Annotated in this window: 29 protein-coding genes and 1 pseudogene; 28 read left to right on the top strand and 2 right to left on the bottom strand. The window is 67.0% G+C overall.

The window, feature by feature from the left end:
* Nucleotides 1-15 precede the first annotated feature (15 nt).
* The 23 genes and pseudogenes from mlaD (at nt 16) to R4823_RS25390 (ending at nt 18,789) form a co-directional block, all read left to right on the top strand.
* Nucleotides 16-534 carry an outer membrane lipid asymmetry maintenance protein MlaD gene (gene mlaD, locus R4823_RS25500; RefSeq protein ID WP_132980588.1) on the top strand — a complete coding sequence of 173 codons (519 nt, stop codon included), beginning with the start codon at nt 16-18 and terminating at the stop codon, nt 532-534.
* Between the two features lie 16 nt (nt 535-550).
* Nucleotides 551-1,336 carry a VacJ family lipoprotein gene (locus R4823_RS25495; RefSeq protein WP_338616560.1) on the top strand — a complete coding sequence of 262 codons (786 nt, stop codon included), beginning with the start codon at nt 551-553 and terminating at the stop codon, nt 1,334-1,336.
* Nucleotides 1,337-1,359: 23 nt separating this feature from the next.
* Nucleotides 1,360-2,010 (top strand): ABC transporter substrate-binding protein, encoded by a 651-nt coding sequence (locus tag R4823_RS25490; RefSeq protein ID WP_254914584.1) that lies wholly within the window; start codon nt 1,360-1,362, stop codon nt 2,008-2,010.
* 206 nt (nt 2,011-2,216) lie between these two features.
* Entirely contained in the window at nt 2,217-3,206 is a 990-nt protein-coding gene (locus R4823_RS25485; protein WP_132980590.1) for an ABC transporter ATP-binding protein, read from the top strand.
* On the top strand, nt 3,203-4,060 hold the full coding sequence (locus tag R4823_RS25480; protein WP_087838616.1) for an ABC transporter permease: 858 nt from the start codon (nt 3,203-3,205) through the stop codon (nt 4,058-4,060). The genes R4823_RS25485 and R4823_RS25480 overlap by 4 nt, the downstream gene beginning before the upstream one ends.
* 123 nt (nt 4,061-4,183) lie before the next feature.
* A complete protein-coding gene (locus R4823_RS25475) occupies nt 4,184-4,426 on the top strand; it encodes a BolA family protein (RefSeq protein ID WP_152798871.1) in 243 nt (80 codons plus the stop codon).
* Nucleotides 4,426-5,706: a UDP-N-acetylglucosamine 1-carboxyvinyltransferase gene (murA, locus tag R4823_RS25470; RefSeq protein ID WP_087838614.1), complete on the top strand. Its 1,281-nt coding sequence runs from the start codon at nt 4,426-4,428 to the stop codon at nt 5,704-5,706. Before R4823_RS25475 ends, murA begins: the two co-directional genes overlap by 1 nt.
* A complete protein-coding gene (hisG, locus tag R4823_RS25465; protein ID WP_087838613.1) occupies nt 5,703-6,392 on the top strand; it encodes an ATP phosphoribosyltransferase in 690 nt (229 codons plus the stop codon). Before murA ends, hisG begins: the two co-directional genes overlap by 4 nt.
* Nucleotides 6,393-6,526: 134 nt before the next feature.
* Nucleotides 6,527-7,840 (top strand): histidinol dehydrogenase, encoded by a 1,314-nt coding sequence (gene hisD / locus R4823_RS25460; protein WP_132980591.1) that lies wholly within the window; start codon nt 6,527-6,529, stop codon nt 7,838-7,840.
* A gap of 38 nt (nt 7,841-7,878) precedes the next feature.
* Nucleotides 7,879-8,466: an imidazoleglycerol-phosphate dehydratase HisB gene (gene hisB, locus R4823_RS25455; RefSeq protein ID WP_087838611.1), complete on the top strand. Its 588-nt coding sequence runs from the start codon at nt 7,879-7,881 to the stop codon at nt 8,464-8,466.
* A gap of 83 nt (nt 8,467-8,549) precedes the next feature.
* Nucleotides 8,550-9,182, top strand: coding sequence for an imidazole glycerol phosphate synthase subunit HisH (gene hisH / locus R4823_RS25450; protein WP_087838610.1), 633 nt, complete (start codon nt 8,550-8,552; stop codon nt 9,180-9,182).
* Between the two features lie 81 nt (nt 9,183-9,263).
* Entirely contained in the window at nt 9,264-10,016 is a 753-nt protein-coding gene (gene hisA, locus R4823_RS25445) for a 1-(5-phosphoribosyl)-5-[(5-phosphoribosylamino)methylideneamino]imidazole-4-carboxamide isomerase (RefSeq protein WP_087838609.1), read from the top strand.
* Nucleotides 10,017-10,192: 176 nt separating this feature from the next.
* Nucleotides 10,193-10,972: an imidazole glycerol phosphate synthase subunit HisF gene (hisF, locus tag R4823_RS25440; protein WP_132980592.1), complete on the top strand. Its 780-nt coding sequence runs from the start codon at nt 10,193-10,195 to the stop codon at nt 10,970-10,972.
* Complete coding sequence (gene hisI / locus R4823_RS25435) at nt 10,972-11,397, top strand: phosphoribosyl-AMP cyclohydrolase (protein ID WP_087838607.1); 426 nt, start codon at nt 10,972-10,974, stop codon at nt 11,395-11,397. Before hisF ends, hisI begins: the two co-directional genes overlap by 1 nt.
* Nucleotides 11,394-11,735 carry a phosphoribosyl-ATP diphosphatase gene (locus tag R4823_RS25430; protein WP_087838606.1) on the top strand — a complete coding sequence of 114 codons (342 nt, stop codon included), beginning with the start codon at nt 11,394-11,396 and terminating at the stop codon, nt 11,733-11,735. Before hisI ends, R4823_RS25430 begins: the two co-directional genes overlap by 4 nt.
* 1 nt (nt 11,736) lies before the next feature.
* Entirely contained in the window at nt 11,737-12,090 is a 354-nt protein-coding gene (locus R4823_RS25425) for a histidine triad nucleotide-binding protein (protein WP_087838605.1), read from the top strand.
* 61 nt (nt 12,091-12,151) lie between these two features.
* Entirely contained in the window at nt 12,152-12,391 is a 240-nt protein-coding gene (tatA, locus tag R4823_RS25420; protein WP_132980593.1) for a Sec-independent protein translocase subunit TatA, read from the top strand.
* Between the two features lie 161 nt (nt 12,392-12,552).
* A pseudogene (tatB, locus tag R4823_RS25415) lies at nt 12,553-12,786 on the top strand (Sec-independent protein translocase protein TatB); the annotation flags it as partial.
* Nucleotides 12,787-13,160: 374 nt separating this feature from the next.
* Nucleotides 13,161-13,925, top strand: coding sequence for a twin-arginine translocase subunit TatC (tatC, locus tag R4823_RS25410; RefSeq protein ID WP_087838602.1), 765 nt, complete (start codon nt 13,161-13,163; stop codon nt 13,923-13,925).
* A 75-nt stretch (nt 13,926-14,000) separates the two neighbouring features.
* Nucleotides 14,001-15,149: an ABC transporter substrate-binding protein gene (locus R4823_RS25405; protein WP_132980595.1), complete on the top strand. Its 1,149-nt coding sequence runs from the start codon at nt 14,001-14,003 to the stop codon at nt 15,147-15,149.
* Between the two features lie 45 nt (nt 15,150-15,194).
* The gene (locus R4823_RS25400) at nt 15,195-16,229 is read left to right on the top strand and encodes a branched-chain amino acid ABC transporter permease (protein WP_087838601.1); all 1,035 of its coding nucleotides are present in this window, start codon (nt 15,195-15,197) and stop codon (nt 16,227-16,229) included.
* Between the two features lie 65 nt (nt 16,230-16,294).
* A complete protein-coding gene (locus R4823_RS25395; RefSeq protein WP_243724681.1) occupies nt 16,295-18,046 on the top strand; it encodes a branched-chain amino acid ABC transporter ATP-binding protein/permease in 1,752 nt (583 codons plus the stop codon).
* 14 nt (nt 18,047-18,060) lie between these two features.
* Entirely contained in the window at nt 18,061-18,789 is a 729-nt protein-coding gene (locus tag R4823_RS25390) for an ABC transporter ATP-binding protein (RefSeq protein WP_087838599.1), read from the top strand.
* A 13-nt stretch (nt 18,790-18,802) separates the two neighbouring features.
* Here R4823_RS25390 and R4823_RS25385 read toward each other — a convergent pair whose 3' ends face one another.
* Nucleotides 18,803-19,981 carry a Do family serine endopeptidase gene (locus R4823_RS25385; protein WP_087838598.1) on the bottom strand — a complete coding sequence of 393 codons (1,179 nt, stop codon included), beginning with the start codon at nt 19,979-19,981 and terminating at the stop codon, nt 18,803-18,805.
* Nucleotides 19,982-20,017: 36 nt separating this feature from the next.
* Here R4823_RS25385 and R4823_RS25380 point away from each other — a divergent pair, with 36 nt between their 5' ends.
* Complete coding sequence (locus tag R4823_RS25380) at nt 20,018-20,842, top strand: Nif3-like dinuclear metal center hexameric protein (protein ID WP_087838597.1); 825 nt, start codon at nt 20,018-20,020, stop codon at nt 20,840-20,842.
* Nucleotides 20,843-21,102: 260 nt separating this feature from the next.
* Here the strand turns inward: R4823_RS25380 and mscL are convergent, their stop codons facing one another.
* Nucleotides 21,103-21,543 (bottom strand): large conductance mechanosensitive channel protein MscL, encoded by a 441-nt coding sequence (gene mscL / locus R4823_RS25375; protein ID WP_087838596.1) that lies wholly within the window; start codon nt 21,541-21,543, stop codon nt 21,103-21,105.
* A 216-nt stretch (nt 21,544-21,759) separates the two neighbouring features.
* On the opposite strand from mscL, the gene petA reads away from it, so the two are divergent.
* The 4 genes from petA (at nt 21,760) to R4823_RS25355 (ending at nt 25,472) form a co-directional block, all read left to right on the top strand.
* Entirely contained in the window at nt 21,760-22,368 is a 609-nt protein-coding gene (petA, locus tag R4823_RS25370; RefSeq protein ID WP_087838595.1) for a ubiquinol-cytochrome c reductase iron-sulfur subunit, read from the top strand.
* A 128-nt stretch (nt 22,369-22,496) separates the two neighbouring features.
* Nucleotides 22,497-23,882 (top strand): cytochrome bc complex cytochrome b subunit, encoded by a 1,386-nt coding sequence (locus R4823_RS25365; RefSeq protein ID WP_132980597.1) that lies wholly within the window; start codon nt 22,497-22,499, stop codon nt 23,880-23,882.
* A gap of 51 nt (nt 23,883-23,933) precedes the next feature.
* Nucleotides 23,934-24,776, top strand: coding sequence for a cytochrome c1 (locus R4823_RS25360; protein WP_176400721.1), 843 nt, complete (start codon nt 23,934-23,936; stop codon nt 24,774-24,776).
* An 84-nt stretch (nt 24,777-24,860) separates the two neighbouring features.
* A complete protein-coding gene (locus R4823_RS25355; RefSeq protein WP_087838592.1) occupies nt 24,861-25,472 on the top strand; it encodes a glutathione S-transferase N-terminal domain-containing protein in 612 nt (203 codons plus the stop codon).
* Nucleotides 25,473-25,498: the final 26 nt, after the last annotated feature.

The raw sequence follows: 25,498 nt of genomic DNA, 5'->3' as shown, positions 1-25,498 counted from the left end.
CCGGAGGAATACGAGATGTCGCGAGAAAAAGTCGATCTCTGGGTGGGAATATTCGTGCTGGTGGGCGCACTCGCCCTGGTCTTCCTGGCCTTGAAGGCAGGCAACCTGCTGAGCGTGCTGTCGGTGGGCAAGACCTATGCGGTGACGGCCAATTTCGACAACATCGGTGGGCTCAAGCCGCGCGCGGCGGTCAAGAGCGCCGGCGTGGTCGTGGGGCGGGTGTCCAGCATCGCGTTCGACGACAAGATGTTCCAGGGCGTGGTCACGCTGGACCTGGACGCGCGCTACCAGTTTCCCACCGATTCGTCCGCCAAGATCCTGACCTCGGGGCTGCTGGGCGAGCAGTACATCGGCATCGAACCGGGCGGCGACGACAAGAATTTCGCCCCCGGCGACAAGATCCGCTATACCCAGAGCGCGGTCGTGCTGGAGAACCTGATCAGCCAGTTCCTCTACAGCAAGGCTGCCGAGGGTGGTGCCGGCAAGCCGGCGGAAGGCGGTTCCGCGGGCTCGGCAGAGCCCGCCGCGAAATGACGACGAGTGTATGAAGATGAATAAGAAAATCCTGGCATTGATGCTGGCGGCAGGGCTGGCGGGCTGTGCCACCGCCCCGGAAGGGCGGCCGGCCGACCCGCGGGATCCCCTGGAGGGATTCAACCGCAGCATGTACAAGTTCAACGACACGGTCGATCGCGCCGTGCTCAAGCCGGTGGCGCAGGGCTACGTGAACGTGGTGCCGTCGCCGGTGCGAAGCTGCGTGCGCAACATGTTCGCCAACGTGGGCGACGTGATGTCGGCCATCAACAGCTTCCTGCAGAACCGTGCGCCGGACGGCATCAACACCACCTTCCGCGTCCTGCTGAACACCACGATGGGCGTGTTCGGCTGCTTCGACCTCGCCACGCAGAACGGCCTGCCCCGCAACAAGGCCGATTTCGGGCAGACCCTGGGCGTCTGGGGCGTCGGCGCCGGCCCGTACCTGGTGCTGCCGCTGCTGGGGCCCAGCACCATCCGCGACGCGGGCGGCACGGCGGTCGATTTCCTGGCCGATCCGGTGGCCGTCGGCAATATCGACAACGTGCCCGTGCGCAACAGCGTCTACGGCCTGCGTGTCGTGAACGCGCGCGCCAACCTGCTCGAAGTGGGCAACCTGCTCGACCAGGTCGCCCTGGATCCCTACACCTTCACCCGCGATGCCTACCTGCAGCGGCGCGCCAGCCTGATCCGCGGCGCCAGCGGCGCGGAGGGGGCGTTGCCGGACTATTCTCTGCCCAACTACGACGACGATGACGATGCCGCGGCGCCCGCTCCGGCGTCGGGTGCACTGCAAAAGTAAGGATTTCCATGATTTCAAAAAACATGACGATGCCCGCGGCGGCCGCGCCCCGGATCCTGAACTGGCTGCTGGCGCTGGCCGCCGGCGTCATCCTGGCCATGGGCGCCATGCAGGCGGCCCGGGCGCAGGGCGCCGGTACGCCCGAGGCGCTGATCCAGCAGGTCACGGGCGAAGTGCTGGCCGCCATCAAGGCCGATCCGTCGGTGCAGTCCGGCAATCCGCAGCGCCTGCTGCAACTGGTGGACCAGAAGATCCTGCCGTACGTCGACTTCGAAAAGACGACCCGGCTGGCCGCCGGCCGCTACTGGCGCCAGGCGACGCCCGAGCAGCAGAAGGCGCTGGTCAAGGAATTCCGCACTACCCTGGTGCGCACCTATAGCGGCGCGGTCTCGTCCGTGAAGCAGCAGACCGCGGTGGAACTGCGGCCCTCGCACTACCCGGCCGACGCCACCGACGTGGTGGTCAAGACCGTGATCAAGCAGCCGGCCGGCGATCCCATCCCCGTGGACTACCGCATGGAGAAGGCGGGCCAGGGCTGGAAGATCTACGACGTCAACGTGCTGGGCGTATGGCTGATCGAGAACTATCGCAACCAGTTCTCGCAGCAGATCGGCCAGAACGGCGTCGATGGCCTGATCAAGTCGCTGGCGGAGCGGAACGCTGCATTCAAATGACCCCCTACGCGCTGACGCGTGCCCCCAGGGGCGGCACTGGCGGACCGGCAAAGCCGGATCCGCGGTGCCCTGGGGTAGGCCGGGTAGTCAGCTCTTGCTGTTTCCGACCATCCTCTATAATGGGGAATTGCCCGGCGTTTGCCGGGATTTGCGCTTTTTAGGGGGCTGCGAGGCCCCCCGGCGCGGTAGTGTTTTCTGATCAAGCCATGTCATCCGCCGTTCGCATCGAGCATGTTTCCAAGGTGTACCCCAGGCAGACCAGCCTGTGGCGGCGCGTGGGCGCTGGCCAGGCGGTGGATGGGTTCCAGGCGCTGAACGATGTCAGCCTGGACATCGCCCAGGGCGAGTTCTTCGGGCTGCTGGGGCCGAACGGCGCGGGCAAGACCTCGCTGATCGCGATCCTGGCGGGCTTGTCGCGCGCGACCACGGGCCAGGTATCCATCTGCGGCTACGACGTCGTGTCCCAGTTCCGCGCCTCCCGCCGGGCACTGGGCGTGGTGCCGCAGGAGCTGGTGTTCGACCCGTTCTTCACGGTCCGCGAGACGCTGCGCATCCAGTCGGGCTATTTCGGGCTGCGCAACAATGACGACTGGATCGACGAGATCCTGGAAAACCTGGGCCTGACCTCCAAGGCCGACGACAACATGCGCGCGCTGTCGGGCGGCATGAAGCGGCGGGTGCTGGTGGCGCAGGCGCTGGTGCACCGGCCGCCCGTGATCGTGCTGGACGAACCCACCGCCGGCGTGGACGTGGACCTGCGGCGTACGCTGTGGCAGTTCATCTCGCGCCTGAACCGCATGGGCCACACCATCCTGCTCACCACCCATTACCTGGAAGAGGCCGAGGAACTGTGCGGCCGCATCGCCATGCTCAAGGCCGGCCGCATCGTGGCATTGGATACCACGCGGGCGCTGCTGGCCAAGGTCGGCGGTTCGCGCCTGGTGCTGCACATGGGCGCATCGGGGTGGCCCGCGGGCAAGAGCCGCACCCTGGACGAGAAGCTGGTGCAGCGCCAGGGCAACCGCGCGGTGCTGCGCCTGGACAACAGCACGGAACTGGAGTCCCTGCTGGCGCAGGTCCGCACGGCCGGCGGGATCATCGACGGCATCGAAGTGCTGCCCGCCGATCTCGAGGATGCTTTCCTGAACATCATGCACGGGGACTCCGCCTCGGCGTCGCTGGAGAAGGCGGCATGAGCGTCGTCGCACGGCCGCCCGAGAGCGGCGTTTCCACCACGGGTTCCGAGGCCGGCAAGCCGGCGGGCTTCGTCGGCCTGCAGCCCAACCTGAACGCGGGCTCCGGCTTCCTGACGTTGTTCTACAAGGAAATGCTGCGCTTCTGGAAGGTAGGATTCCAGACCGTGGGCGCGCCGGTGATGACGGCGGTGCTGTACCTGCTGATTTTCGCCCACGTGCTGGAAGGCCGCGTCACGGTGTATGGCACCGTGCCGTACACCGCCTTCCTGATCCCGGGGCTCATGATGATGAGCATGCTGCAGAACGCGTTCGCCAACTCCTCGTCGTCGCTGATGCAAAGCCGCGTCACGGGCAACCTGGTCTTCATGCTGCTGCCGCCGCTGACGCACTGGGAAGTGTTCTGGGCCTACGTGCTGGCCGCCATCGTGCGCGCCCTGTTCGTCGGGCTGGGAATCTACGCGGTGTCGCTGTTCTTCGCCGCGCCGCATTTCGCCGAACCGCTTTGGATGCTGGTGTTCGCGGTGCTGGGCAGCGGCATCATGGGGGTGCTGGGGCTGGTGGCCGGGATCTGGGCCGAGAAGTTCGACCAGATGGCGGCCTTCCAGAATTTCCTGATCATGCCGGCAACCTTCCTGTCCGGGGTATTCTATTCCGTGCACTCGCTGCCGCCGTTCTGGCAGGCGGTGTCGCACTGGAATCCGATCTTCTACACCATAGACGGCTTCCGCTACGGGTTTTTCGGGGTCTCCGACGTCACCCCCTGGCACAGCCTGGCGGTGGTCGCGGGCACGTTCCTGGTGGTGGCCGGGTTCGCGCTGCGCCTGTTGTCCACCGGCTACAAACTGCGTTACTGAGATGAAAGCCCCCCCCTACGCGCTGACGCGCGCCCCCCAGGGGGCGGCACTGGCGGACCGGCAAAGCCGGATCCGCGGTGCCCTGGGTCGCGTGCGGCGTTATGGATAACTGAGATGAGCACCATGCTTCCCTCTCCCGAGCAGGTCCGGCAATACATCCTCGACGGACTGCCCTGTGAACATGTCGACGTGCAGGGCGATGGCCAGCACTTCGAGGCGGTCATCGTCAGCGCCGAATTCGCGGGCAAGCGCCCCATCGCGCGGCACCAACTGGTCTATGCCGCGCTGGGCGAACGCATGCGGGAAGAAATCCATGCCTTGTCGATGCGCACCCTCACTCCCCAGGAATTCAAGGCGGGCAATTAATGGATAAGCTGCAGATCACCGGCGGTCGCCCTCTGCGTGGCGAGGTCGAGGTGTCGGGGGCGAAGAACGCCGCGCTGCCTTGCCTGTGCGCGTCGCTGCTGACCGCCGATGCGGTCACGCTCGAGAACGTCCCCCAGCTCAACGACATCGGCACCACGCTGCGCCTGCTGCGCCAACTGGGCGTGAAGGCCGAGCGCGCCGGCCAGCCGGGCGACCGCGTCACGCTGGATGCCACCCGGGTCGAATCGCTGGAAGCGCCGTACGAGCTGGTCAAGACCATGCGCGCCTCGATCCTGGTGCTCGGGCCGCTGGTCGCGCGTTTCGGCGAGGCCCGGGTCAGCCTGCCCGGCGGCTGCGCCATCGGCCAGCGTCCCATCGACCAGCACATCAAGGGGCTGGCGGCGATGGGAGCCGAGATCAGCATCGAGCACGGCTTCGTCGTGGCCAGGGCCAAGCGCCTGAAGGGCGCCACCATCCGCACCGACATGATCACGGTGACCGGCACCGAAAACCTGATGATGGCGGCCGTGCTGGCCGAGGGGCTGACGGTGCTCGAGAACGCCGCGCGCGAGCCCGAGATCGTCGACCTGGCGGAACTGCTGATCAAGATGGGCGCCCGCATCAGCGGCCACGGCACGGACCGCATCGTCATCGAGGGCGTCTCGCGGTTGCACGGCACGACCCACCGGGTCATGCCGGACCGCATCGAAGCCGGCACCTTCCTGTGCGCGGTGGGCGCGGCGGGTGGCGAGATCGTGCTGCGCAACGCCGATCCGGCCAGCATGGGCGCCACGCTGGACAAGCTGGCCGAGGCCGGGCTGGCCATCGAGTGCGGTACCGACTGGGTGCAGGCGGGCATGAGTGGCCGGCCGCGCGCGGTGGGTTTCCGCACCCTGGAATATCCCGGCTTCGCGACCGACATGCAGGCCCAGCTGATGGCCCTGAATGCCATCGCAGAAGGAACCGCGGTCATCACCGAGACCATCTTCGAGAACCGCTACATGCACGTGCAGGAGTTGCGCCGGCTGGGAGCGGACATCGAGATCGACGGCCATACCGCCGTGGTCAAGGGCGTGGCCGGCCTGTCGGGCGCCACCGTCATGGCGACCGACCTGCGGGCCTCGGCCAGCCTGGTCATCGCGGGCCTGGTCGCAGACGGCCAGACCACGATAGACCGCATCTATCACCTGGACCGCGGCTACGAGCAGATGGAGCGCAAGCTGTTGCAGCTGGGCGCCGACATCCGCCGCGTGAGCGGATCCGGGGGGCAGGCACGATGAGCGCCTTCGCACCGGCCGATCCGAACACGCCCATCACCCTGGCGCTGTCCAAGGGCCGCATCTTCACCGAGACCATGCCCCTGCTGGCCGAGGCCGGCATCACGGTGGCCGAGGACCCGGAGAAGTCCCGCAAGCTGATCCTGCCGACCAGCGACCCCGGCGTGCGCATCATCATTGTGCGTGCCTCGGATGTCCCCACCTATGTCCAGTACGGCGCCGCCGACCTGGGGGTGGCCGGCAAGGACGTGCTGATCGAACATGCGGCCCAGCATCCGGGCGGCCTGTACCAGCCCGTGGACCTGCGCATCGGCAAGTGCCGGCTGTGCGTGGCCGTGCCCGAGGGTTTCGACTACGCCAGCGCGGTGCGCCAGGGCGCCCGCCTGCGCGTGGCGACCAAGTACGTGCAGGCCGCGCGCGAGCATTTCGCCGCGAAAGGGGTGCACGTCGACCTGATCAAGCTGTACGGGTCGATGGAGCTCGCGCCGCTGGTGGGGCTGGCCGACGTGATCGTCGACCTGGTATCCACCGGTGGGACATTGCGGGCCAACAACCTGGTCGCGGTCGAAGATATCATGGACATATCGTCTCGCCTGGTGGTCAACCAGGCGGCCCTGAAGACCCGGCGACACCGGTTGCAGCCTCTGATCGACGCCTTCGCGCGCGCCAGCCTGGCCATGCCGGCCTGATCTGGCGGCATCCGCGGGGCGCTCGCCGCGCGGCCGGCCCGCCGCGCCATGCAGAGGCTGCGTCGTCCATCGCTCCCGCGCCGCCGGCGCGGGGCAGGGCTGCCTCCCGGAAACCGATTTTGCAGAGCTAGCGTATGTCCCTCATCAACCGACTCGATACCCGTAGCGACGACTTCCGAGCCCGCCTGCACGCGCTGCTGGCCTTCGAAGCGTCCGAGGACGCGTCCATTGAACGCGCCGTGGCCGACATCCTGCTGGACGTCCGCACCCGTGGCGATGGCGCGGTGCTGGAATACACTCGCCGCTTCGACCGCGTACAGGCCGCGTCCATCCGCGAACTGGACATTCCCCGCGCCGACTGGATCGCGGCCCTGGAGGCGCTGCCGCGCGAGCAGCGCGCCGCCCTGGAGGCCGCCGCCGACCGCATCCGGGTCTACCACGAGCGCCAGCGGGCCGAGACCTGGACCTACACCGAGCCCGACGGCACCGTGCTGGGGCAGAAGGTCACCCCGCTCGACCGCGTGGGCCTGTACGTGCCCGGCGGCAAGGCGGCCTACCCGTCGTCGCTGCTGATGAACGCCATCCCGGCCAAGGTGGCCGGCGTGGGCGAGGTCGTCATGGTCACGCCCACGCCCGACGGCGTGCGTAATCCCATGGTGCTGGCCGCCGCCGCCATCGCCGGCGTCGACCGCGCGATCGCCATCGGCGGCGCCCAGGCGGTGGGCGCGCTGGCCTACGGCACGCCTTCCATCGCCCCGGTCGACAAGATCGTGGGCCCCGGCAATGCCTACGTCGCCGCCGCCAAGCGGCGCGTGTACGGCACGGTGGGCATAGACATGATCGCCGGCCCCAGCGAGATCCTGGTCATCTGCGACGGCGGGACGCCGGCCGACTGGATCGCCATGGATCTCTTCTCGCAGGCCGAGCACGACGAACTGGCCCAGGCCATCCTGTTGTGCCCCGACGCCGGCTACATCGCGCAGGTCGAGGCCGCCATCGCCCGGCTGCTGCCCACGATGCCGCGCGCGGACATCATCCGCACCAGCCTGGCCAACCGCGGCGCGCTGATCCTGGTGCGCGACCTGGAAGAAGCCTGCGCCATCGCCAACGACATCGCGCCCGAGCACCTGGAAATCTCCACCGCCGAGCCCGAGCGCTGGGCTGACCTGATCCGCCACGCCGGCGCGATCTTCATGGGCACCCACAGCTCGGAGTCGCTGGGCGACTACTGCGCCGGCCCCAACCACGTGCTGCCGACCTCGCGCACCGCGCGGTTCTCGTCGCCGCTGGGCGTGTACGATTTCCAGAAGCGATCCAGCCTGATCAAGGTCTCGGGCGCCGGCGCGCGGACCCTGGGGCGCGTCGCCGCCACCCTGGCCTATGGCGAAGGGCTGCAGGCGCACGCGCGCAGCGCCGAATACCGCCTGGACGACGGCAGCGCCTCGTGACGCCGCCGCCCATTCAACCCGACCATCCGGAAACGATCATGCGTACCGCCGAGATCACCCGCAACACCAACGAAACGCGCATCCGCGCGGTCGTCAACCTCGACGGCACCGGCAAGCAGAACCTGCAGACCGGCGTGCCGTTCCTGGACCACATGCTCGACCAGATCGTGCGCCATGGCCTGATCGACATCGACGTCGTGGCCGACGGCGACCTGCACATCGACGCGCACCACACGGTCGAGGACGTCGGCATCACGCTCGGCCAGGCCGTGGCCAAGGCGGTCGGCAACAAGGCCGGCATCCGCCGCTACGGCCATGCCTACGTGCCGCTGGACGAGGCGCTCTCGCGCGTGGTGGTGGATTTCTCGGGCCGCCCCGGCCTGGAGTTCCACGTTCCCTTCACGCGCGCGATGATCGGCCAGTTCGACGTCGACCTGACGCGCGAGTTCTTCCAGGGCTTCGTCAACCACGCCCTGGTGACGCTGCACATCGACAACCTGCGGGGCGTCAACGCCCACCATCAGTGCGAGACGGTGTTCAAGGCCTTCGGCCGGGCGCTGCGCATGGCGCTGGAAGTCGATCCGCGCGCCGGCGGCACCGTGCCCTCGACCAAGGGAGTCCTCTAGATGAGAACAGCCCCCACGCTCGCTACGTTCGCTGCCCCCCGGGGCGGCGTGTCAGCCCCTTGGGGCGGCCCGGCGGAGCTGACATGACGCGCATAGCCATCGTCGACTACGGCATGGGCAACCTGCGCTCGGTCGCCCGGGCGCTGGAACACGTCGCGCCCGAGGCCGAGGTGCGCATCTGCAGCGATGCGGCTGGCGTGCGCGCGGCCGACCGGGTCGTGTTCCCGGGGCAGGGCGCCATGCCCGACTGCATGCGCTACCTCGAGGAAACCGGCCTGCGCGAGGCGGTGGTCGAGGCGTCCCGCAGCAAGCCCCTGCTGGGCGTGTGCGTGGGCGAGCAGATGCTGTTCCAGCGCAGCGAGGAAGGGCCGGCCGACGGCCTGGGCATCTTCGAAGGGCAGGTCGTGCGCTTCGCCGGCCCGGCCTTCCAGGGGCCCGAGCGGCTGAAGGTGCCCCACATGGGCTGGAACCGCGTGCGGCAGACCTTGTCCCATCCCCTGTGGGACGGCGTGGCCGACGACACCTATTTCTACTTCGTGCACAGCTACTATGTGGCCCCCGCCGATCTAGGGGTAATTGCCGGTCAATCCGATTACGGGGTCGCCTTTACCTGCGCGGTAGCCAGAGATAACATCTTCGCAACTCAGTTTCACCCTGAGAAAAGCGCAGGGGCGGGCCTGCGTATCTACCAGAATTTCGTGCGGTGGAACCCGTGAGTCCCGTTAGCCGACAAGGCCCCCTTTTTCCGTCCCGCAGCCCAGTTAGCGCCACTGATTCGAACGACATCCTGATTCGCCATGCTCCTCATTCCCGCGATTGATCTCAAAGACGGTCGTTGTGTCCGCCTGCGCCAGGGCGATCTCGACGATGCCACCGTGTTTTCCGAAGAGCCCGCCGCCATGGCCGCCCACTGGCTGGAGCAGGGCGCGCGCCGCCTCCACCTGGTGGACCTGAACGGCGCCGTGGCCGGAAAACCCAAGAACGAGGCCTCCATCAAGGCCATCCTCGACGCCGTGGGCGATGACATCCCGGTGCAGATCGGCGGCGGCATCCGCGACCTCGACACCATCGAGCGCTACCTGGACAACGGCATTTCCTACGTGATCATCGGCACCGCCGCGGTCAAGAACCCCGGGTTCCTGCATGACGCGTGCAGTGCCTTCCCCGGCCAGATCATCGTCGGCCTGGATGCCAAGGACGGCAAGGTGGCCACCGACGGCTGGAGCAAGCTGACCGGCCACGACGTGACCGACCTTGCCAAGAAGTTCGAGGACTACGGCTGCTCGTCCATCATCTACACCGACATCGGCCGCGACGGCATGCTGTCGGGCGTCAACGTCGAGGCCACGGTCAAGCTGGCCCAGCACGTGCGCATCCCGGTCATCGCCTCGGGCGGCATCGCCAACCTGACCGATATCGAGCAGCTCTGCGCCGTCGAGGACGAAGGCGTGGAAGGCGCCATCCTGGGCCGCAGCATCTACGAGGGCACGCTGGATTTCCAGGCGGCGCAGGCTCGTGCCGATGAACTAGGTACCCCCCCTACGCCCTGACGGGCGCCCCCCAGGGGGCGATGCGGGTGGACCGGCGGAGCCGGATCCACCGCATCCTGGAGGAACAACCGCGCTGATCCGCGGTGCCCAAGGTGGGCTGCGTTCTTGGGAATGGGCGTATCGTAGTGGTTGGGCGGAGGGATTCTGCGCCCGGCAACGTGTGTTTTTGGAATTCTGTGATGTTGACGCGTCGTATTATCCCTTGTCTGGACGTGACTGCTGGTCGCGTGGTCAAGGGAATCAATTTCGTGAATCTGATCGATGCCGGGGATCCGGTGGAGATCGCGCGCCGCTATGACGACCAGGGCGCGGACGAGATCACGTTCCTGGACATCACGGCGTCGAGCGATCAGCGCGACATCATCCTGTCCGTGATCGAACAGGTCGCCTCGCAGGTGTTCATTCCGTTGACCGTGGGCGGGGGCGTGCGGCAGGTGGCGGATGTGCGCCGGCTGTTGAACGCGGGCGCCGACAAGGTGGGCATCAATACCTCGGCCGTGACCAACCCCGACCTGGTGCGCGAGGCCTCCAGCCGCTACGGCGCCCAGTGCATCGTGGTCGCCATCGACGCCAAGCGGGTGTCGGGCGAGGGCGAGGCGCCGCGCTGGGAGGTCTTCACGCATGGCGGGCGCAACGCCACCGGGCTGGATGCCGTGCAATGGGCGCGCAAGATGGCCGAGTACGGCGCGGGCGAGATCCTGCTGACCAGCATGGACCGCGACGGCACCCGGTCGGGCTTCGACCTCGCGCTGACGCGCGCGGTGTCCGACGCCGTGGCCATTCCCGTCATCGCCTCCGGCGGCGTCGGTTCGCTCAAGGATCTGGCGGACGGCATCACCGAGGGCCATGCCGATGCGGTGCTGGCCGCCAGCATCTTCCACTACGGGCAACACACGGTGCAGGAGGCCAAGCGCTTCATGGCCGACCGCGGCATACGCATGAGGCTGGACGACTGATGGATACCGCACCCCGGACTCTCTCCACCGACCAGGAAGCCTGGCTGGACGCCATCGTCTACGACGACAACGGCCTGGTGCCCGGCATCGCGCAGGACGCCACGACCGACAAGGTCATCATGTTCGCCTTCCTGAACCGCGAATCGCTGCGCGAGACGCTGCGCACCGGCAACGCCACCTACTGGTCGCGCTCGCGCAACCGTCTCTGGCGCAAGGGCGAGGAATCGGGCCACGTCCAGCGCGTGCGCGAGATCCGGCTCGACTGCGACGGCGACGTGGTGCTGCTGCGGGTCGAACAGGTGGGCGGGATCGCCTGCCATACCGGCCGCGAGCGCTGCTTCTACCGCCGCCTGGAAACCGAGGGCGGCGCGCACTGGGTCGAGACCGACCCGGTGCTGAAGGACCCGGAGAGCATCTACAAATGAACGATTTCCTGGTGCAACTGGCCGACACCATCGCCAGCCGCCGGCCAGACCGGGGCGGCTCGCCCGAGACCTCCTACGTGGCCCGCCTGCTCAGCAAGGGGCCCGACGGCATCCTCAAGAAGATCGGCGAGGAAGCCACCGAGACCGTGATGGCGGCCAAGGACGGCGTGCCGGAAAAGATCATTTACGAGACAGCCGATCTCTGGTTTCATTGCCTCGTCATGCTGGAGTATTACGGTTTGCGTCCCGAACAGGTCGTCGCCGAGCTCGCGCGGCGCGAAGGCCTGTCGGGTTTGGATGAAAAAGCCGCCCGAGCCGGCAATGCCCCGAAACAATGAGATGAGCGACAACTGTATTTTCTGCAAGATCGCGCGTGGGGAAATCCCCTCGCGCAAGGTCTACGAAGACGACGAGATCTTCGCCTTCCACGACATCAATCCCATCGCGCCGGTACACTTCCTGGTCATTCCCAAGCGGCACGTTCCATCGCTGCAGGACGTGGCCGCGAGCGACGTGCCGCTGTTGGGTAGAATGCAGGTTCTGATTCCCCGCCTGGCGCTCGAACAGGGCTGCCGCCCCGGCCCGGAAGGGGGATTCCGTCTGATGGCCAACAACGGCGCGGACGGTGGACAGGAAGTGCCGCACCTGCACTACCACGTGATAGGCGGTCCCCGCCCCTGGAAGCGCGACTGAGCCGGGCGATTTCCGCCTCTATTGACTGGACGATTTTCCGCCGCAAGGCGTGGAGCATGTAATGGGTAGCTTTAGCATTTGGCACTGGCTGGTTGTCCTGGTGATCGTGGTTCTGATCTTCGGCACCAAGAAACTGAAGAACCTCGGGCAAGACCTGGGCGGCGCCGTGAAAGGATTCAAGGAAGGCATGAAGGAAGGCGGCGACGCCGCGGCCTCCAACTCGGAAACCCCCTCCGCCGACCCCAAGCGCGTCTCCGCCGACACCATCGACGTGGAAGCCAAAGAAAAAGAACGGACCTGACAGGGGTTTCCCCTCCAGATCCATCATCAACACGAAGGCGCCCCGCGCCAAGATAACCGACCCACTCCAGGGCACCGCGGATCCGGCTCTGCCGGTCCGCCAGTGCCGCCCCCTTGAGGGGGCGCCCGTCAGGGCGTAGGGGGTGTTCCCATAGGCGCTGAATGTTCGACGTCAGCTTTACCGAGCTTCTCACCATAGGCGTGGTGGCGCTCATCGTCATCGGGCCCGAGCGGCTGCCCAAGGTGGCGCGTACCATCGGCCACCTGCTGGGCCGGGCGCAGCGCTACGTCAACGACGTCAAGAGCGACATCCGCCGCGAGATGGAGCTCGAGGAATTGCGCAACCTGCGCAAGGAAATGGAAGACGCGGCCCGTTCGCTCGAGACCACGGTCAAGACCAACGTCGAGGAACTGCACAAGGGGCTCAACGAGGTCCAGCAGACCGTCGAGGGGGCCGCCCGCGACGTGAAGGATGCGGCGACGGGGACACAGGAGCCGACCGCCCCCGCCGAGGCGTCCGCGCTCGACGCGCCGGCCGCCCAAGCTGCTCCGGCGGTCGAGGCGTCCTCCACGGGACCGGCCGCCGGGCCCGCCGCTCCGGCGGCCTCGTCCGCGCAGCCGGAGGGGGCCGAACCGGCCGCCGCCCAGGAAGCGCCGTCCGAGCAGGACCTCGCGCAGGGCTCGCTGTTTCCGCCGGACCTGTTGCCGTCGTCCGCCAATCAACCCGCCGCCGGCCAGCCGGCCGAGGCTTCGACGGTACGTGAAAGAACGTGACTGACAAAGACGTATCGCAGGAAGACAGCTTCATCTCCCACCTGGTGGAACTGCGCGACCGCTTGCTGAAGGCCATCATCGCGGTCGTGGCCGTCTTCATCGTGCTGTTCCTCTATCCCGGCGCCTCGGCGATCTACGACGTGCTGGCCCAGCCCATGCTGGCGACCCTGCCGCCCGGCACGCGCATGATCGCTACCGGCGTCATCACGCCCTTCATGGTGCCGGTCAAGGTCACGCTGCTGGCGTCCTTCGTGCTCGCGCTGCCCTTCGTGCTGTACCAGGCCTGGGCCTTCGTCGCGCCGGGCCTCTACCAGCACGAGAAGAGGCTGGCCCTGCCGCTGATCGTGTCCAGCACCGTGCTGTTCCTGTCCGGCATGGCCTTCTGCTATTTCGTGGTCTTCAAGACCGTTTTCCACTTCATCGCCACCTTCGCGCCGCAGTCGATCACGCCGGCGCCTGACATCGAGGCCTACCTGAACTTCGTCATGACGATGTTCCTGGCCTTCGGCCTGACCTTCGAGGTGCCGGTGGCGGTGGTGCTGCTGGTCAAGACCGGGGTGACCACGGTGGCCAAGCTGTCCGCGGCGCGCGGCTACGTCGTCGTCGGCGCGTTCGTGCTGGCGGCCGTCGTCACGCCGCCGGATGTTGTCAGCCAGTTCTTGTTGGCGGTACCTTTATGCGTGCTCTACGAACTGGGCCTGGTGGCGGCCCGCTTCGTCAAGAGCCGGGAATCGGATTCGACCGCCATCGAGAAAGTCTGAACCCGCCGTGCCCCGGTGCCGCCCGCGCGGCCGGGGCAGGGGTTCGGTTCCAGAACAAGCACAATGGGGACCTTCATGTTTTCCTTGAACAAACTGGCCCTGGCCGTGGGCCTTGGCGTTTTCGCCGCCGCCGCGCAGGCCGACATCACCGTGGGCGTCAACGTCTCGGCCACGGGCCCGGCCGCCTCGCTCGGCATTCCCGAGAAGAACACCTTCGCCCTGATGCCCAAGACCATCGCGGGCCAGAAGGTCAACTACATCGTGCTGGACGACGCCAGCGACACCACGACGGCGGTCAAGAACGCCCGCCGTTTCGTGACCGAGGACAAGGTCGACGTGATGGTCGGTTCGACCATCACGCCGAACTCGCTGGCAATGGTCGACGTTGCCGCCGAAACCGGTACCCCGGTGGTGTCCATGGCCGCCTCGGCCGTCATCGTCGAACCCCAGGACGCCAAGAAGCGCTGGGCCTTCAAGACGCCCCAGAACGATGCCGAGATGGCCAAGGCCATCGTCGAGCACATGCAGGGCCAGAAGATCAAGTCGGTGGCCTTCATCGGCTTCGCGGACGCCTACGGCGAGGGCTGGTACCAGGAATTCTCGAAGGCGGCCCAGGCCGCCGGCATCAAGGTGCTGACCAACGAGCGCTATAACCGTACCGATACGTCGGTGACCGGCCAGGTGCTGAAGATGATCGCCGCCAAGCCCGACGCCGTGCTGATCGCCGGTGCCGGCACCCCTGCCGCGCTGCCCCAGAAGACGCTGAAGGAGCGCGGCTACCGCGGCACGTACTACCAGACCCACGGCGTGGCCAACAACGACTTCCTGCGCGTGGGCGGCAAGGACATCGAAGGCACCTTCCTGCCCGCGGGTCCGGTGCTGGTGTCGGCCCAGTTGCCGGCGGACAATCCGGTCAAGGCCTCGGCCACCGAGTACGTGCAGAAGTACGAGGCGACCTATGGCAAGGGCTCGGTGTCCACCTTCGGCGCCCACGCCTGGGATGCCGGCAAGCTGATCGAGGCGGCCGTCCCCGTCGCCCTGAAGAAGGCGCAGCCGGGCACGCCGGAGTTCCGCGCGGCCCTGCGCGACGCGCTGGAGAACGTCAAGAACGTGGCGGGCGCGCACGGGGTATTCAACATGAGCCCCACGGACCACGTCGGCCTGGACAACCGTTCCCGCGTCATGGTCGTGGTCGAAAACGGTGGCTGGAAGCTGATCAAGTAATTTTCTGGTGGACCAGGGCGGATCTCCGGCCCTGCCGGAGCTGACATGGATTTACAGATCGCCCTTTTCCTGATCCAGGACGGTGTCGTCAACGGCGCCATCTATGCGTTGCTGGGGATGGCGCTGGTGCTGGCCTTCACGGTCACGCGCGTGATCTTCATTCCCCAGGGCGAGTTCGTCGCCTGGGGGGCCCTGACCCTGGCGGGCCTGCAGGCCGGCCAGTTGCCGGGAACGGTCTGGCTGCTGGCCATGGGCGGGTGCGCCGTCATGCTGGTGGAGCTGTGGACCGCGTGGCGGCGCCAGGACTGGCGTGCCGTTCCGCGGGCCGCCGGCTGGAACCTGCTCTATCCCGCATTGATCTTCGCCGCCGCGCGTTTCGTCGATTTCCAGCAAATGCCGCTGGCCGTGCAGATCCTGTTCGCGCTGCTGGTGGTGGTGCCGATGGGCCCCATGGTCTGGCGCCTGGCCTTCCAGCCGGTGGCCGAGAGCAGCGTCCTGGTGCTGCTGATCGTCTCGGTGGCGGTGCACGTGGCCATGGTGGGGCTGGGGCTGCTGTTCTTCGGCGCCGAAGGAGCGCGCACTTCGCCGTTCACCGATGGCGGCATCGAGCTGGGTGGCATTCCGGTCTCGGCCCAGACGCTGTGGGTGATCGGTTCGTCGATCGCCCTCATCCTGGCGCTGACCGTGCTGTTCGGCCGGACGCTGTATGGCAAGGCCCTGCGCGCCACGGCGGTGAACCGGGTCGGCGCCCGCCTGATGGGCATTCCGACCAGCCTGGCCGGCAAGCTCTGCTTCACGCTGTGCGCCTTGATCGGAGCGTTCTCGGGCATCCTCATCGCGCCCATCACGACCATCTACTACGACACCGGCTTCCTGATCGGCCTGAAGGGCTTCGTCGCCGCCATCATCGCCGGCCTCGCCAGCTATCCGCTGGCCGCCGCCGGCGCGGTGCTGGTGGGCCTGCTGGAGGCCTTTTCGTCGTTCGCGGCCAGCGCCTACAAGGAAGTCATCGTGTTCACGCTGATCATCCCGGTGCTGATCTGGCGCTCGCTCGCCTCGCGTCACGTGGAGGAAGAATGATGCGGCTGCGCCCCATCTGGTTCGTCGGCGCCGGCCTCGTCCTGCTCGTCGCCGCCGTGTTCGGGATGTCCGAGTTCACCGTCACGCTGCTGAACTACATCGGCTTGTACGCGCTGGTGGCGCTGGGGCTGGTGCTGCTGACCGGCGTGGGCGGGGTGACTTCTTTCGGCCAGGCGGCCTTCGTCGGCCTGGGCGCCTACACCAGTGCCTGGCTATCCATCGCCACGCTGCCGCCAGCCTTCGCGTGGCTGGGCGGATCGCCCTGGTTGGGGTTGCTGGCCGGCCTGGTGGTCACCGCGGTGGCCGCGTGGGTGCTGGGCGCGATCGCGCTGCGCCTGTCCGGGCACTACCTGCCGCTGGGCACCATCGCCTGGGGGCTGAGCCTGTACTTCCTGTTCGGGACGCTGGATTTCCTGGGGGGCCATACCGGGCTGTCCGGCTTGCCGCCCATTTCGATCTTCGGGCTGGACCTGTCCAAGGGCCGGCACCTGTTCTGGCTGATCTGGGCGATCCTGCTGCTGGCCATGCTGCTGGTCAGCAACCTGCTCGATTCGCGCGAGGGACGGGCCATCCGGGCGTTGAAGGGCGGCATGGTGATGGCCGAGTCGATGGGGGTGAACACCGCCCGCTCGCGCATCGCGATCTTCATGATCGCGGCCCTGCTGGCATGCGTCTCGGGCTGGCTGTATGCGCACATGCAGCGCTTCGTGAATCCCACGCCTTTCGGCCTGCATATCGGCATCGAATACCTGTTCATGGCCGTCATCGGCGGAGCAGGGCAGGTGTGGGGCGCGCTGGTCGGCGCCGGCCTGGTCACCATGCTCAAGCAATGGCTGCAGGACCTGCTGCCCGGCCTCCTGGGCGCCTCGGGCAATTTCGAGAGCATCGTCTTCGGCATCCTGCTCGTGGTCGCCTTGCAGCGCGCGCCGGACGGGCTCTGGCCCGTGATCGTCCGCCTGGCCCGGCGCTGGCTGCCGCTGGCCGAGCCCCGGCGCACCGTCGACGAGCAAGCGCGGCCGCTGGCGCGGCGTGCCCAGCCGGCGCACGGCGAAGTCGTATTGGAGGCCCGGGGCCTGACCAAGCGCTTCGGCGGGCTGGTGGCCAACAACGACATCAGCTTCACCGTCCCCGCCGGCGGGGTGCTGGCCCTGATCGGCCCCAACGGCGCGGGCAAGAGCACCATGTTCAACCTGCTGTCCGGCGTGGACGACCCCACCTCCGGGAAGGTGGTCTTCCGCGGGCGGGACGTGACGGGCCGGCCCTCGCGCGAGATCGCCGCGCTGGGCATGGGCCGCACGTTCCAGCACGTGCGCCTGCTGCCGCAGATGACCGTGATCGAGAACATCGCGCTGGGCGCCCACCTGCGGGAGCGTCCGGGCCTGCTGTCGGGCCTGGTGCTGGGCGGCCTGCACCTGGAACGCCGCGAGGAGGCGCGCCTGTTGGCCGAGGCGGCGCGGCAGGCCCGGCGCGTGGGGCTGGGCGACGCCCTGCACGTGGCGGCCGGTTCGTTGCCGCTGGGCAAGCAGCGCATGCTGGAGATCGCCCGCGCGCTGTGCGCCGATCCCTGTCTGCTGTTGCTGGACGAGCCGGCGGCCGGCCTGCGCTACCTCGAGAAGCAGGCCCTGTCCGACACCCTGAAGGCGCTGCGCGCCGAAGGCATGGCCATCCTGCTGGTCGAGCACGACATGGATTTCGTCATGGGCCTGGCCGACCGCGTGGTGGTGATGGAGTTCGGAGAGAAGATCGCCGAGGGCTTGCCCGAGGACGTGCAGCGCGATCCGCGCGTGCTGGAAGCGTATCTGGGAGGTGTGGAATGACGGGGTCGGCGGCAATGGCCGCGCCGCTGCTCGAGGTCTCGGGCCTGTCGGTGTCCTACGGCAAGGTCGAGGCGCTGCATGGCATAGACCTGGCGGTGCCGGCGGGCACCATCGTGACGGTGATCGGCCCCAACGGCGCGGGCAAGACCACCTTGCTGTCGGCCATCATGGGACTGCTGCCGGCGCGTGGTGCCATCAGCCTGGAGGGCCGTCCACAGCGCCGCGTGGACATCGAGCAGATGGTCGCCGCCGGCCTGAACCTCGTGCCCGAGAAACGCGAACTGTTCGGCGAGATGAGCGTCGAGGACAACCTGCTGCTGGGCGCTTTCCAGCGCTATCGCTCGGGCCATCGCGACCAGGCCGCGTCGATGGAGGAAGTCTACGGGCTCTTCCCCCGGCTCAAGGAACGCCGCCGCCAGCTGGCTGCCACCCTGTCCGGCGGCGAGCGCCAGATGCTGGCCCTGGGGCGCGCCCTCATGGCCAAGCCCCGCCTGCTGCTGCTGGACGAGCCATCGCTGGGGCTCGCGCCGCGCATCGTCAAGGAAATCTTCCTGATCATCGCCGAACTGCGGCGCCGCGGCGTGGCCATCCTGCTGGTCGAGCAGAACGCGCGCGCGGCCTTGCAGACGGCCGACTACGCCTATGTGCTGGAGACCGGCCAGGTGGTGCTGGCCGGCCCGGCCCGCGAGCTGGCGGACGATCCGCGCGTGGTCGAGAGCTACCTGGGCCTGGGCCGCAAGTAGGTCCGGGCCGGCGTCAGGGTTGCTGGGCCTCGCGCCTGGGCTTGGGCCGCGTGCCGATGGTCACGCTGGCTTCCATTTCCTGTCCGCCACGGACGATCTTGATGGACACCTTCTCGCCCGGCGGCAACTGGGCGATGGCGTTCAGCATCGTGGTGGTGTCCAGGATGGCCTTGCCCGCGACCGATACCACGATGTCGCCCGTGCGTATGCCGGCCTTGGCCGCCGGCCCGCCGCGCACCACGCCGGCGATGATGACGCCTTCCTTGCGCGACAGCTTGAAGGCGTCGGCCAGCTCGGCCGTCAGGTCCTGCGGCTCGACGCCGATGTAGCCCCGCGTGACCGTGCCGGTCGTGATCAGTTGCTCCATCACCTGGCGCGCCGTGCTGACCGGGATCGCGAAGCCTATGCCCAGCGAGCCGCCCGAGCGGGAATAGATGGCGGTGTTGATGCCGACCAGGTTGCCCTGGGCGTCGATCAGCGCGCCCCCGGAATTGCCGGGGTTGATGGCGGCGTCGGTCTGGATGAAGTTCTCGAAGGTGTTGATGCCCAGGTGGGTGCGGCCCAGCGCCGAGACGATGCCCATGGTCGTGGTCTGGCCCACGCCGAACGGGTTGCCGATGGCCAGCACCACGTCGCCCACCTGGAGATCCTCGGCCCGGCCGAAGGTGACCGAGGGCAGGTTGGGCAGCGCCAGCTTCAGTACCGCCAGGTCGGTCTCGGGATCGGACCCGACCAGGGTGGCCTTGCCCTTGCGGCCATCGGCCAGCGCCACTTCGATCTCGTCCGCCGCCTCGATCACATGGTTGTTGGTCAGGATGTAGCCTTCCGGGCTGACGATGACGCCCGATCCCAGGCTGGAGACCGGTTCGGGGTTGGTGTCGGGTTCGCCGAAGAAACGCCGGAATACCGGATCGTCGGAGAACGGATAGGCAGGCTGCTGGGGCGTGTCCTTGCTGGTGAAGATGTTCACCACGGCCGGCGCCGCCTTGTGGGTGGCCGCCGCATAGGACGCGGTCGCGCCGCCTTCGCCGGTCGGCGAGGGCGAGGCCTCGAAGAACGGGACGACGATGGCGTTATTGCTGCCCGGGCCCCCGCGGCGTGGCAGCCATTCGGGGCGCAGGGTGGCGACGATGAATAAAATGGCCAGACAGACGGTGGTGGTCTGGGCAAAGATCAGCCATAGTCGGCGCATGTGCAAAATACTTTTCCCTAGCTTAGGAGATTGACAATGATCGCAGGCGAGCGGGCCTCAGCGCAAACCCATGCACCAGCGGGGGGCGCGGGCGGCGTCAGCGCCGAGGAACTCGCGTCCTGGCTGGCCGCCGAACTGCAGGTCGCCCGCTTCCGCGACTACTGTCCGAACGGATTGCAGGTCGAGGGACGGCCCGTGGTCCGGCATATTATCGCCGCCGTCACCGCATCCGAGGCCGCCATCCGGCATGCCATCGCCGCCGGGGCGGACGGCCTGCTGGTCCACCACGGCTGGTTCTGGAAGAACGAGGACCCCCGCGTGCGGGGCACCCGCCGCACCCGCCTGTCGCTGGTCCTGGGCCATGACCTGAACCTGTTCGCCTACCACCTGCCCCTGGATGCCCACCCTCGGTGGGGCAACAACGCACAACTGGCCGAGGTGCTGGGCCTGGCCCCCCACTTCGTGGAGGGCGTGCCCCAGACCGCCGGCCATGACGGCCTGATCTGGCTGGGCCAGGCCCCCGGCCTGGCCACGGTGGGCGACCTGGCGGCCCGCATCGCGCAGCGCCTGCAGCGCGAACCCATGCTGATCGGCGACCCCTCCCGTCCCGCGGGCCGCATCGCCTGGTGCACCGGCGCGGCCCAGGGCATGCTCCAGGACGCCATCGACGCCGGCGCCCAGACCTACATCACCGGCGAGATCTCCGAACCCACCGTCCACCTCGCCCGCGAAACCGGCACCGCCTTCCTGGCCGCCGGCCACCACGCCACCGAACGCTACGGCGTCCAGGCCCTGGGCCGCGCCATCGCCGACCGCTTCGGCATCCGGGTGGATTTCATCGACATCGACAACCCGGTCTGAGGGGAAGCCCACCCCCTACCCGCTGACGCGGGCCCCCTAAAGGGGGCGAAACTGGCGGACTGGCAAAGCCAGCTCCGCGGTTTCCTGGGTCTAGGGAAACGATCTTGGGCTGAATCACCGATGCTATCGCTGGCAGCCAGCGATAGCATCGGTGCCGCAACCCAAGAATTGGGTACTAGACCCAGGATGCGGTGGATCCGGCTCCGCCGGTCCACCCGCATCGCCCCCTGGGGGGCGCCCGCAGGGCGTAGGGGGGGGGCCTACCTCTTCAGCAGGTCGCGGATTTCGCGCAACAGTTCGACGTCTTCCGGGGTCGGCGCGGGCGCCGGCGGCGGGGCTTCCTTGGTGAAGCGGGCCTGGGCGCGGTTCATGGCCTTGACCATCCAGAAGATGACGAAGGCCAGCAGCACGAAGTTGATCAGAATAGTCAGGAAATTGCCCCACCCGAGCAGGGTGGCGCCGGCCTTGCTGAGGGCGTCGTAGGTCTGCGGGCCGGTGTAGTCGGCCGGCGCCCGGAGTACGATGAACTTGTTGCTGAAATCGACGTTGCCGCCCAGGATGACGTTGACGATCGGCATGACGATGTCTTTGACCAGGGAGTCGACGATCTTGCCGAACGCCGCGCCGATGATCACACCGACCGCGAGGTCGACGACGTTGCCGCGCATCGCGAAATCGCGGAACTCCTTCATGATGCTCATGGACCACCTCCCGTTTGTTGTTGCGCGAGAGTATCTCTCATTTTTCTGCGTGGCGGTGAGCTCGGCCGTAACAGTGCGATGGCGAATGTGCTACGAAGTCTGTCGGGCCCTGTAGGCATTGCGTTATACTCGAAGGTTACTATAAGGCGCCGGTCCGCCAAGAGCGCCAATCTGCTTTCAAGTGCTAAGAGAAGAAGTAATCTTGAGGGTCAATCAATGAGTCAGGACAAAGTGGTAGACGCCGACCGCCGTTTCTGGGTCGGCACCACCTGTGCTGTCGGGGGAGTCGCGGCCGTAGGAGTGGCCGTTCCTTTCGTCAGCACGTTCGCCCCGTCCGAACGGGCGAAGGCGGCGGGTGCTCCGGTGGAAGTCGAAATTGGAGACATGCAGCCCGGTGAAATGCGCACCGTCGAGTGGCGCGGCAAGCCGGTCTGGATCATCCGCCGGACGCCCGAGCAGCTTGCCACGCTGAAGGAAGTCGACGCCCAGCTCGCCGACCCCAACTCCGAGCGCAACCCGAACGAAATCACGCCCGAGTACGCGCGCAACGAGTACCGCTCGATCAAGCCCGAGTACCTCGTCGCCGTCGGCATCTGCCCGCACCTCGGGTGCTCGCCCACCGCCCGGTTCGCCACCGGGCCCCAGCCCAACCTGCCGGCCGATTGGCACGGCGGCTTCCTGTGCCCCTGCCATGGGTCGACCTTCGACATGGCCGGACGGGTGTACAAGAACAAGCCGTCGCCCGACAACCTGACGATTCCTCCCTACGAGTTCGTGTCCGATACCAAGATCGTGGTCGGTGTCGACAAGAACAACAAGGCCTGAGCGTCAGTCATTCGCAGCGGGGGAGGCGATAACCGCGTCCTCCTGTCAAACGTAGCCATAGAAACACGTCGGCGTTGCGGCACCAAGCAGCGCAGCGCCGAACCCGCCGAGCAAAAGGAGCAGCAGCCATGGCTGGCGAGAAGAATGTCGAGACCACTGGCCTTCTGGGCTGGATCGACGCCCGCTTTCCGCTCACCTCGACCTGGAAAGCGCACCTGTCCGAGTACTACGCACCGAAGAACTTCAATTTCTGGTATTTCTTCGGCTCGCTGGCGCTCCTGGTGCTGGTCATCCAGATCGTGACCGGGATTTTCCTGGTCATGCACTACAAGCCCGACGCCGAACGCGCGTTCCAGTCGGTCGAATACATCATGCGGGAAGTGCCGTGGGGCTGGCTCGTCCGGTACATGCACTCCACCGGCGCCTCGATGTTCTTCGTCGTGGTGTACCTGCACATGCTGCGCGGGCTGTTCTACGGCTCGTACCGCAAGCCGCGCGAGCTGGTCTGGATCTTCGGCGTGGCGATCTTCCTGTGCCTGATGGCCGAGGCCTTCATGGGCTACCTGCTGCCCTGGGGCCAGATGTCCTACTGGGGCGCCCAGGTGATCGTGAACCTGTTCTCGGCCATCCCGTTCGTCGGTCCTGACCTGGCGATCCTGATCCGCGGCGACTACGTCGTCTCCGACGCGACCCTGAACCGCTTCTTCTCGTTCCACGTCATCGCCGTACCCCTGGTGCTGCTGGGCCTGGTCGTGGCGCATGTCATCGCGCTGCACGAAGTCGGCTCCAACAACCCCGACGGCGTCGAGATCAAGGCCAAGAAGGACGCCAACGGCATTCCGCTCGACGGCATTCCGTTCCATCCCTACTACTCCGTGCACGACCTGTTCGGCGTGGCGATCTTCCTGATGATCTTCAGCGCGATCGTGTTCTTCGCGCCGGAGATGGGCGGCTACTTCCTCGAGTACAACAACTTCATCCCGGCCGATCCGCTCAAGACCCCGCCGCACATCGCGCCGGTCTGGTACTTCACGCCGTTCTACTCGATGCTGCGTGCCTGCACCGACGACTTCACCTGGGTGCTGGCGTTCGCCGCGGTCGCGGCGGCGGTGTGGTTCCTGCTCAAGAGCCGCGTCAGCGGCGTCGCCAAGATCGCCATCGTCGTGGTGCTGCTGGCCATCGCCGTCCTGCTGCGCGTCTGGGACGCCAAGTTCTGGGGCGTGCTGACGATGGGCGGCGCGGTGGTCATCCTGTTCTTCCTGCCCTGGCTCGATCATTCGCCCGTGAAGTCCATCCGCTACCGTCCCGGTTGGCACAAGTGGATCTACGGCATCTTCATCGTCAACTTCCTGGTGCTGGGCTACCTGGGCACGCAGCCGCCCAACGACGTCTTCAACCTCATCTCGCAGATCGGCACGGTCCTCTACCTCGGCTTCTTCCTGTTGATGCCGTTCTGGAGCCGGCTCGGCACGTTCAAGCCTGTGCCCGAACGTGTCACTTTCTCCGCCCACTGAGGATGTTCACCGGGCCGGCGGCGGTTGCGCCGGCCCGACAGACTAACGGATATCACGATGAAGAAGCTGCTCGGTCTACTGATTCTGATGCTTGCCTGCACTGGGGTGCAGGCAGCCGAAGGCGGGTATCACCTCGAGAAGGCGCCCTCGCGCCTGAACGACCTGCCGGCCCTGCAAAACGGGGCCAAACTGTTCGTCAACTATTGCCTGAACTGTCATGCCGCCTCGTCGATGCGGTACAATCGGCTCAAGGACATCGGCCTGACCGACGAACAGATCAAGGACAACCTCCTGTTCACGGACGGCAAAGTCGGCGACATGATGACCGTTGCCATGAGCGCCAAAGAGGCGAAGGAATGGTTCGGCGCCGCGCCTCCCGACCTGTCGGTCATTGCCCGGGCGAAATCCGTCAACGCGGGACCGTCGGGCGCCGATTACCTCTACACCTACCTGCGTACGTTCTACCGCGACGATACTCGGCCCACGGGCTGGAACAACCTGGTCTTTCCCAACGTGGGCATGCCTCATGTCCTGTGGGAACGCCAGGGTCCGCGCGAACTCACCACCGTCGCCATGCACCGGGGCGAAGGCGAGCACGGCTGGGAGCGTGTCACGACGACCTACGACGTGAATGGCGCTGCCACCGTCAAGCATGAGCCGGTTGCCGACTACCATGGCCACGAAACGATGGAAACGCGTTTCACGGCCAAGGATGCGGCCCGGGTGCAAGCGTACGACAACGACGTGGCCGATCTGGTCGCGTTCATGTCGTGGATGGCCGAGCCCGTGCAGCAGCATCGCGTGCGCCTGGGGGTGTGGGTGCTGATTTTCCTGGCTTTCTTCACGGTCATCACCTGGCGCCTGAACGCCGTGTACTGGAAGGACGTCAAGTAGTTCTCGAACTACCTGTCCGGGGCCAGCATCCTCTTGGATGACTGGCCCTTTAACGTTTTTACATCCCCTCTCGGAGGCCCCGCCATGATGGTGCTTTACTCCGGAACCACGTGTCCGTTTTCCCAACGCTGCCGTTTCGTGTTGTTCGAAAAGGGCATGGATTTCGAAATCCGCGACGTCGACCTCTACAACAAGCCCGAGGACATCGCCGTCATGAACCCGTACGGCCAGGTGCCCATCCTGGTCGAGCGCGATCTGGTGCTGTACGAGTCGAACATCATCAACGAGTACATCGACGAGCGCTTCCCGCATCCGCAGCTGATGCCCGCCGATCCGGTGATGCGCGCTCGCGCGCGGCTGTTCCTGTTCAACTTCGAGAAAGAACTGTTCGTGCACGTCGGCACGCTGGAAGCCCGGGAAAGCCGCGCCGACGAGAAGGCGCTCGAACAGGCGCGCCAGCAGATCCGCGACCGGCTTTCGCAGCTCGCGCCGATCTTCCTGAAAAACAAGTTTATGCTTGGCGAAGAGTTCTCGATGCTGGACGTGGCGATCGCGCCGCTGCTCTGGCGCCTGGACCACTATGGCATCGAGCTGCCGAAGAACGCCGCCCCCCTGCAGAAGTATGCCGAGCGCATCTTCTCGCGGCCGGCGTACATCGAGGCGCTGACGCCGTCCGAAAAGGTCATGCGCCGCTGATGCGCAGCGCACGGATCATCCGCCGG

The organism is Pigmentiphaga sp. CHJ604, from assembly GCF_036972535.1.
Taxonomy (GTDB): domain Bacteria; phylum Pseudomonadota; class Gammaproteobacteria; order Burkholderiales; family Burkholderiaceae_B; genus Pigmentiphaga; species Pigmentiphaga daeguensis.
This window is presented reverse-complemented; position numbering and strand designations above follow the sequence as displayed.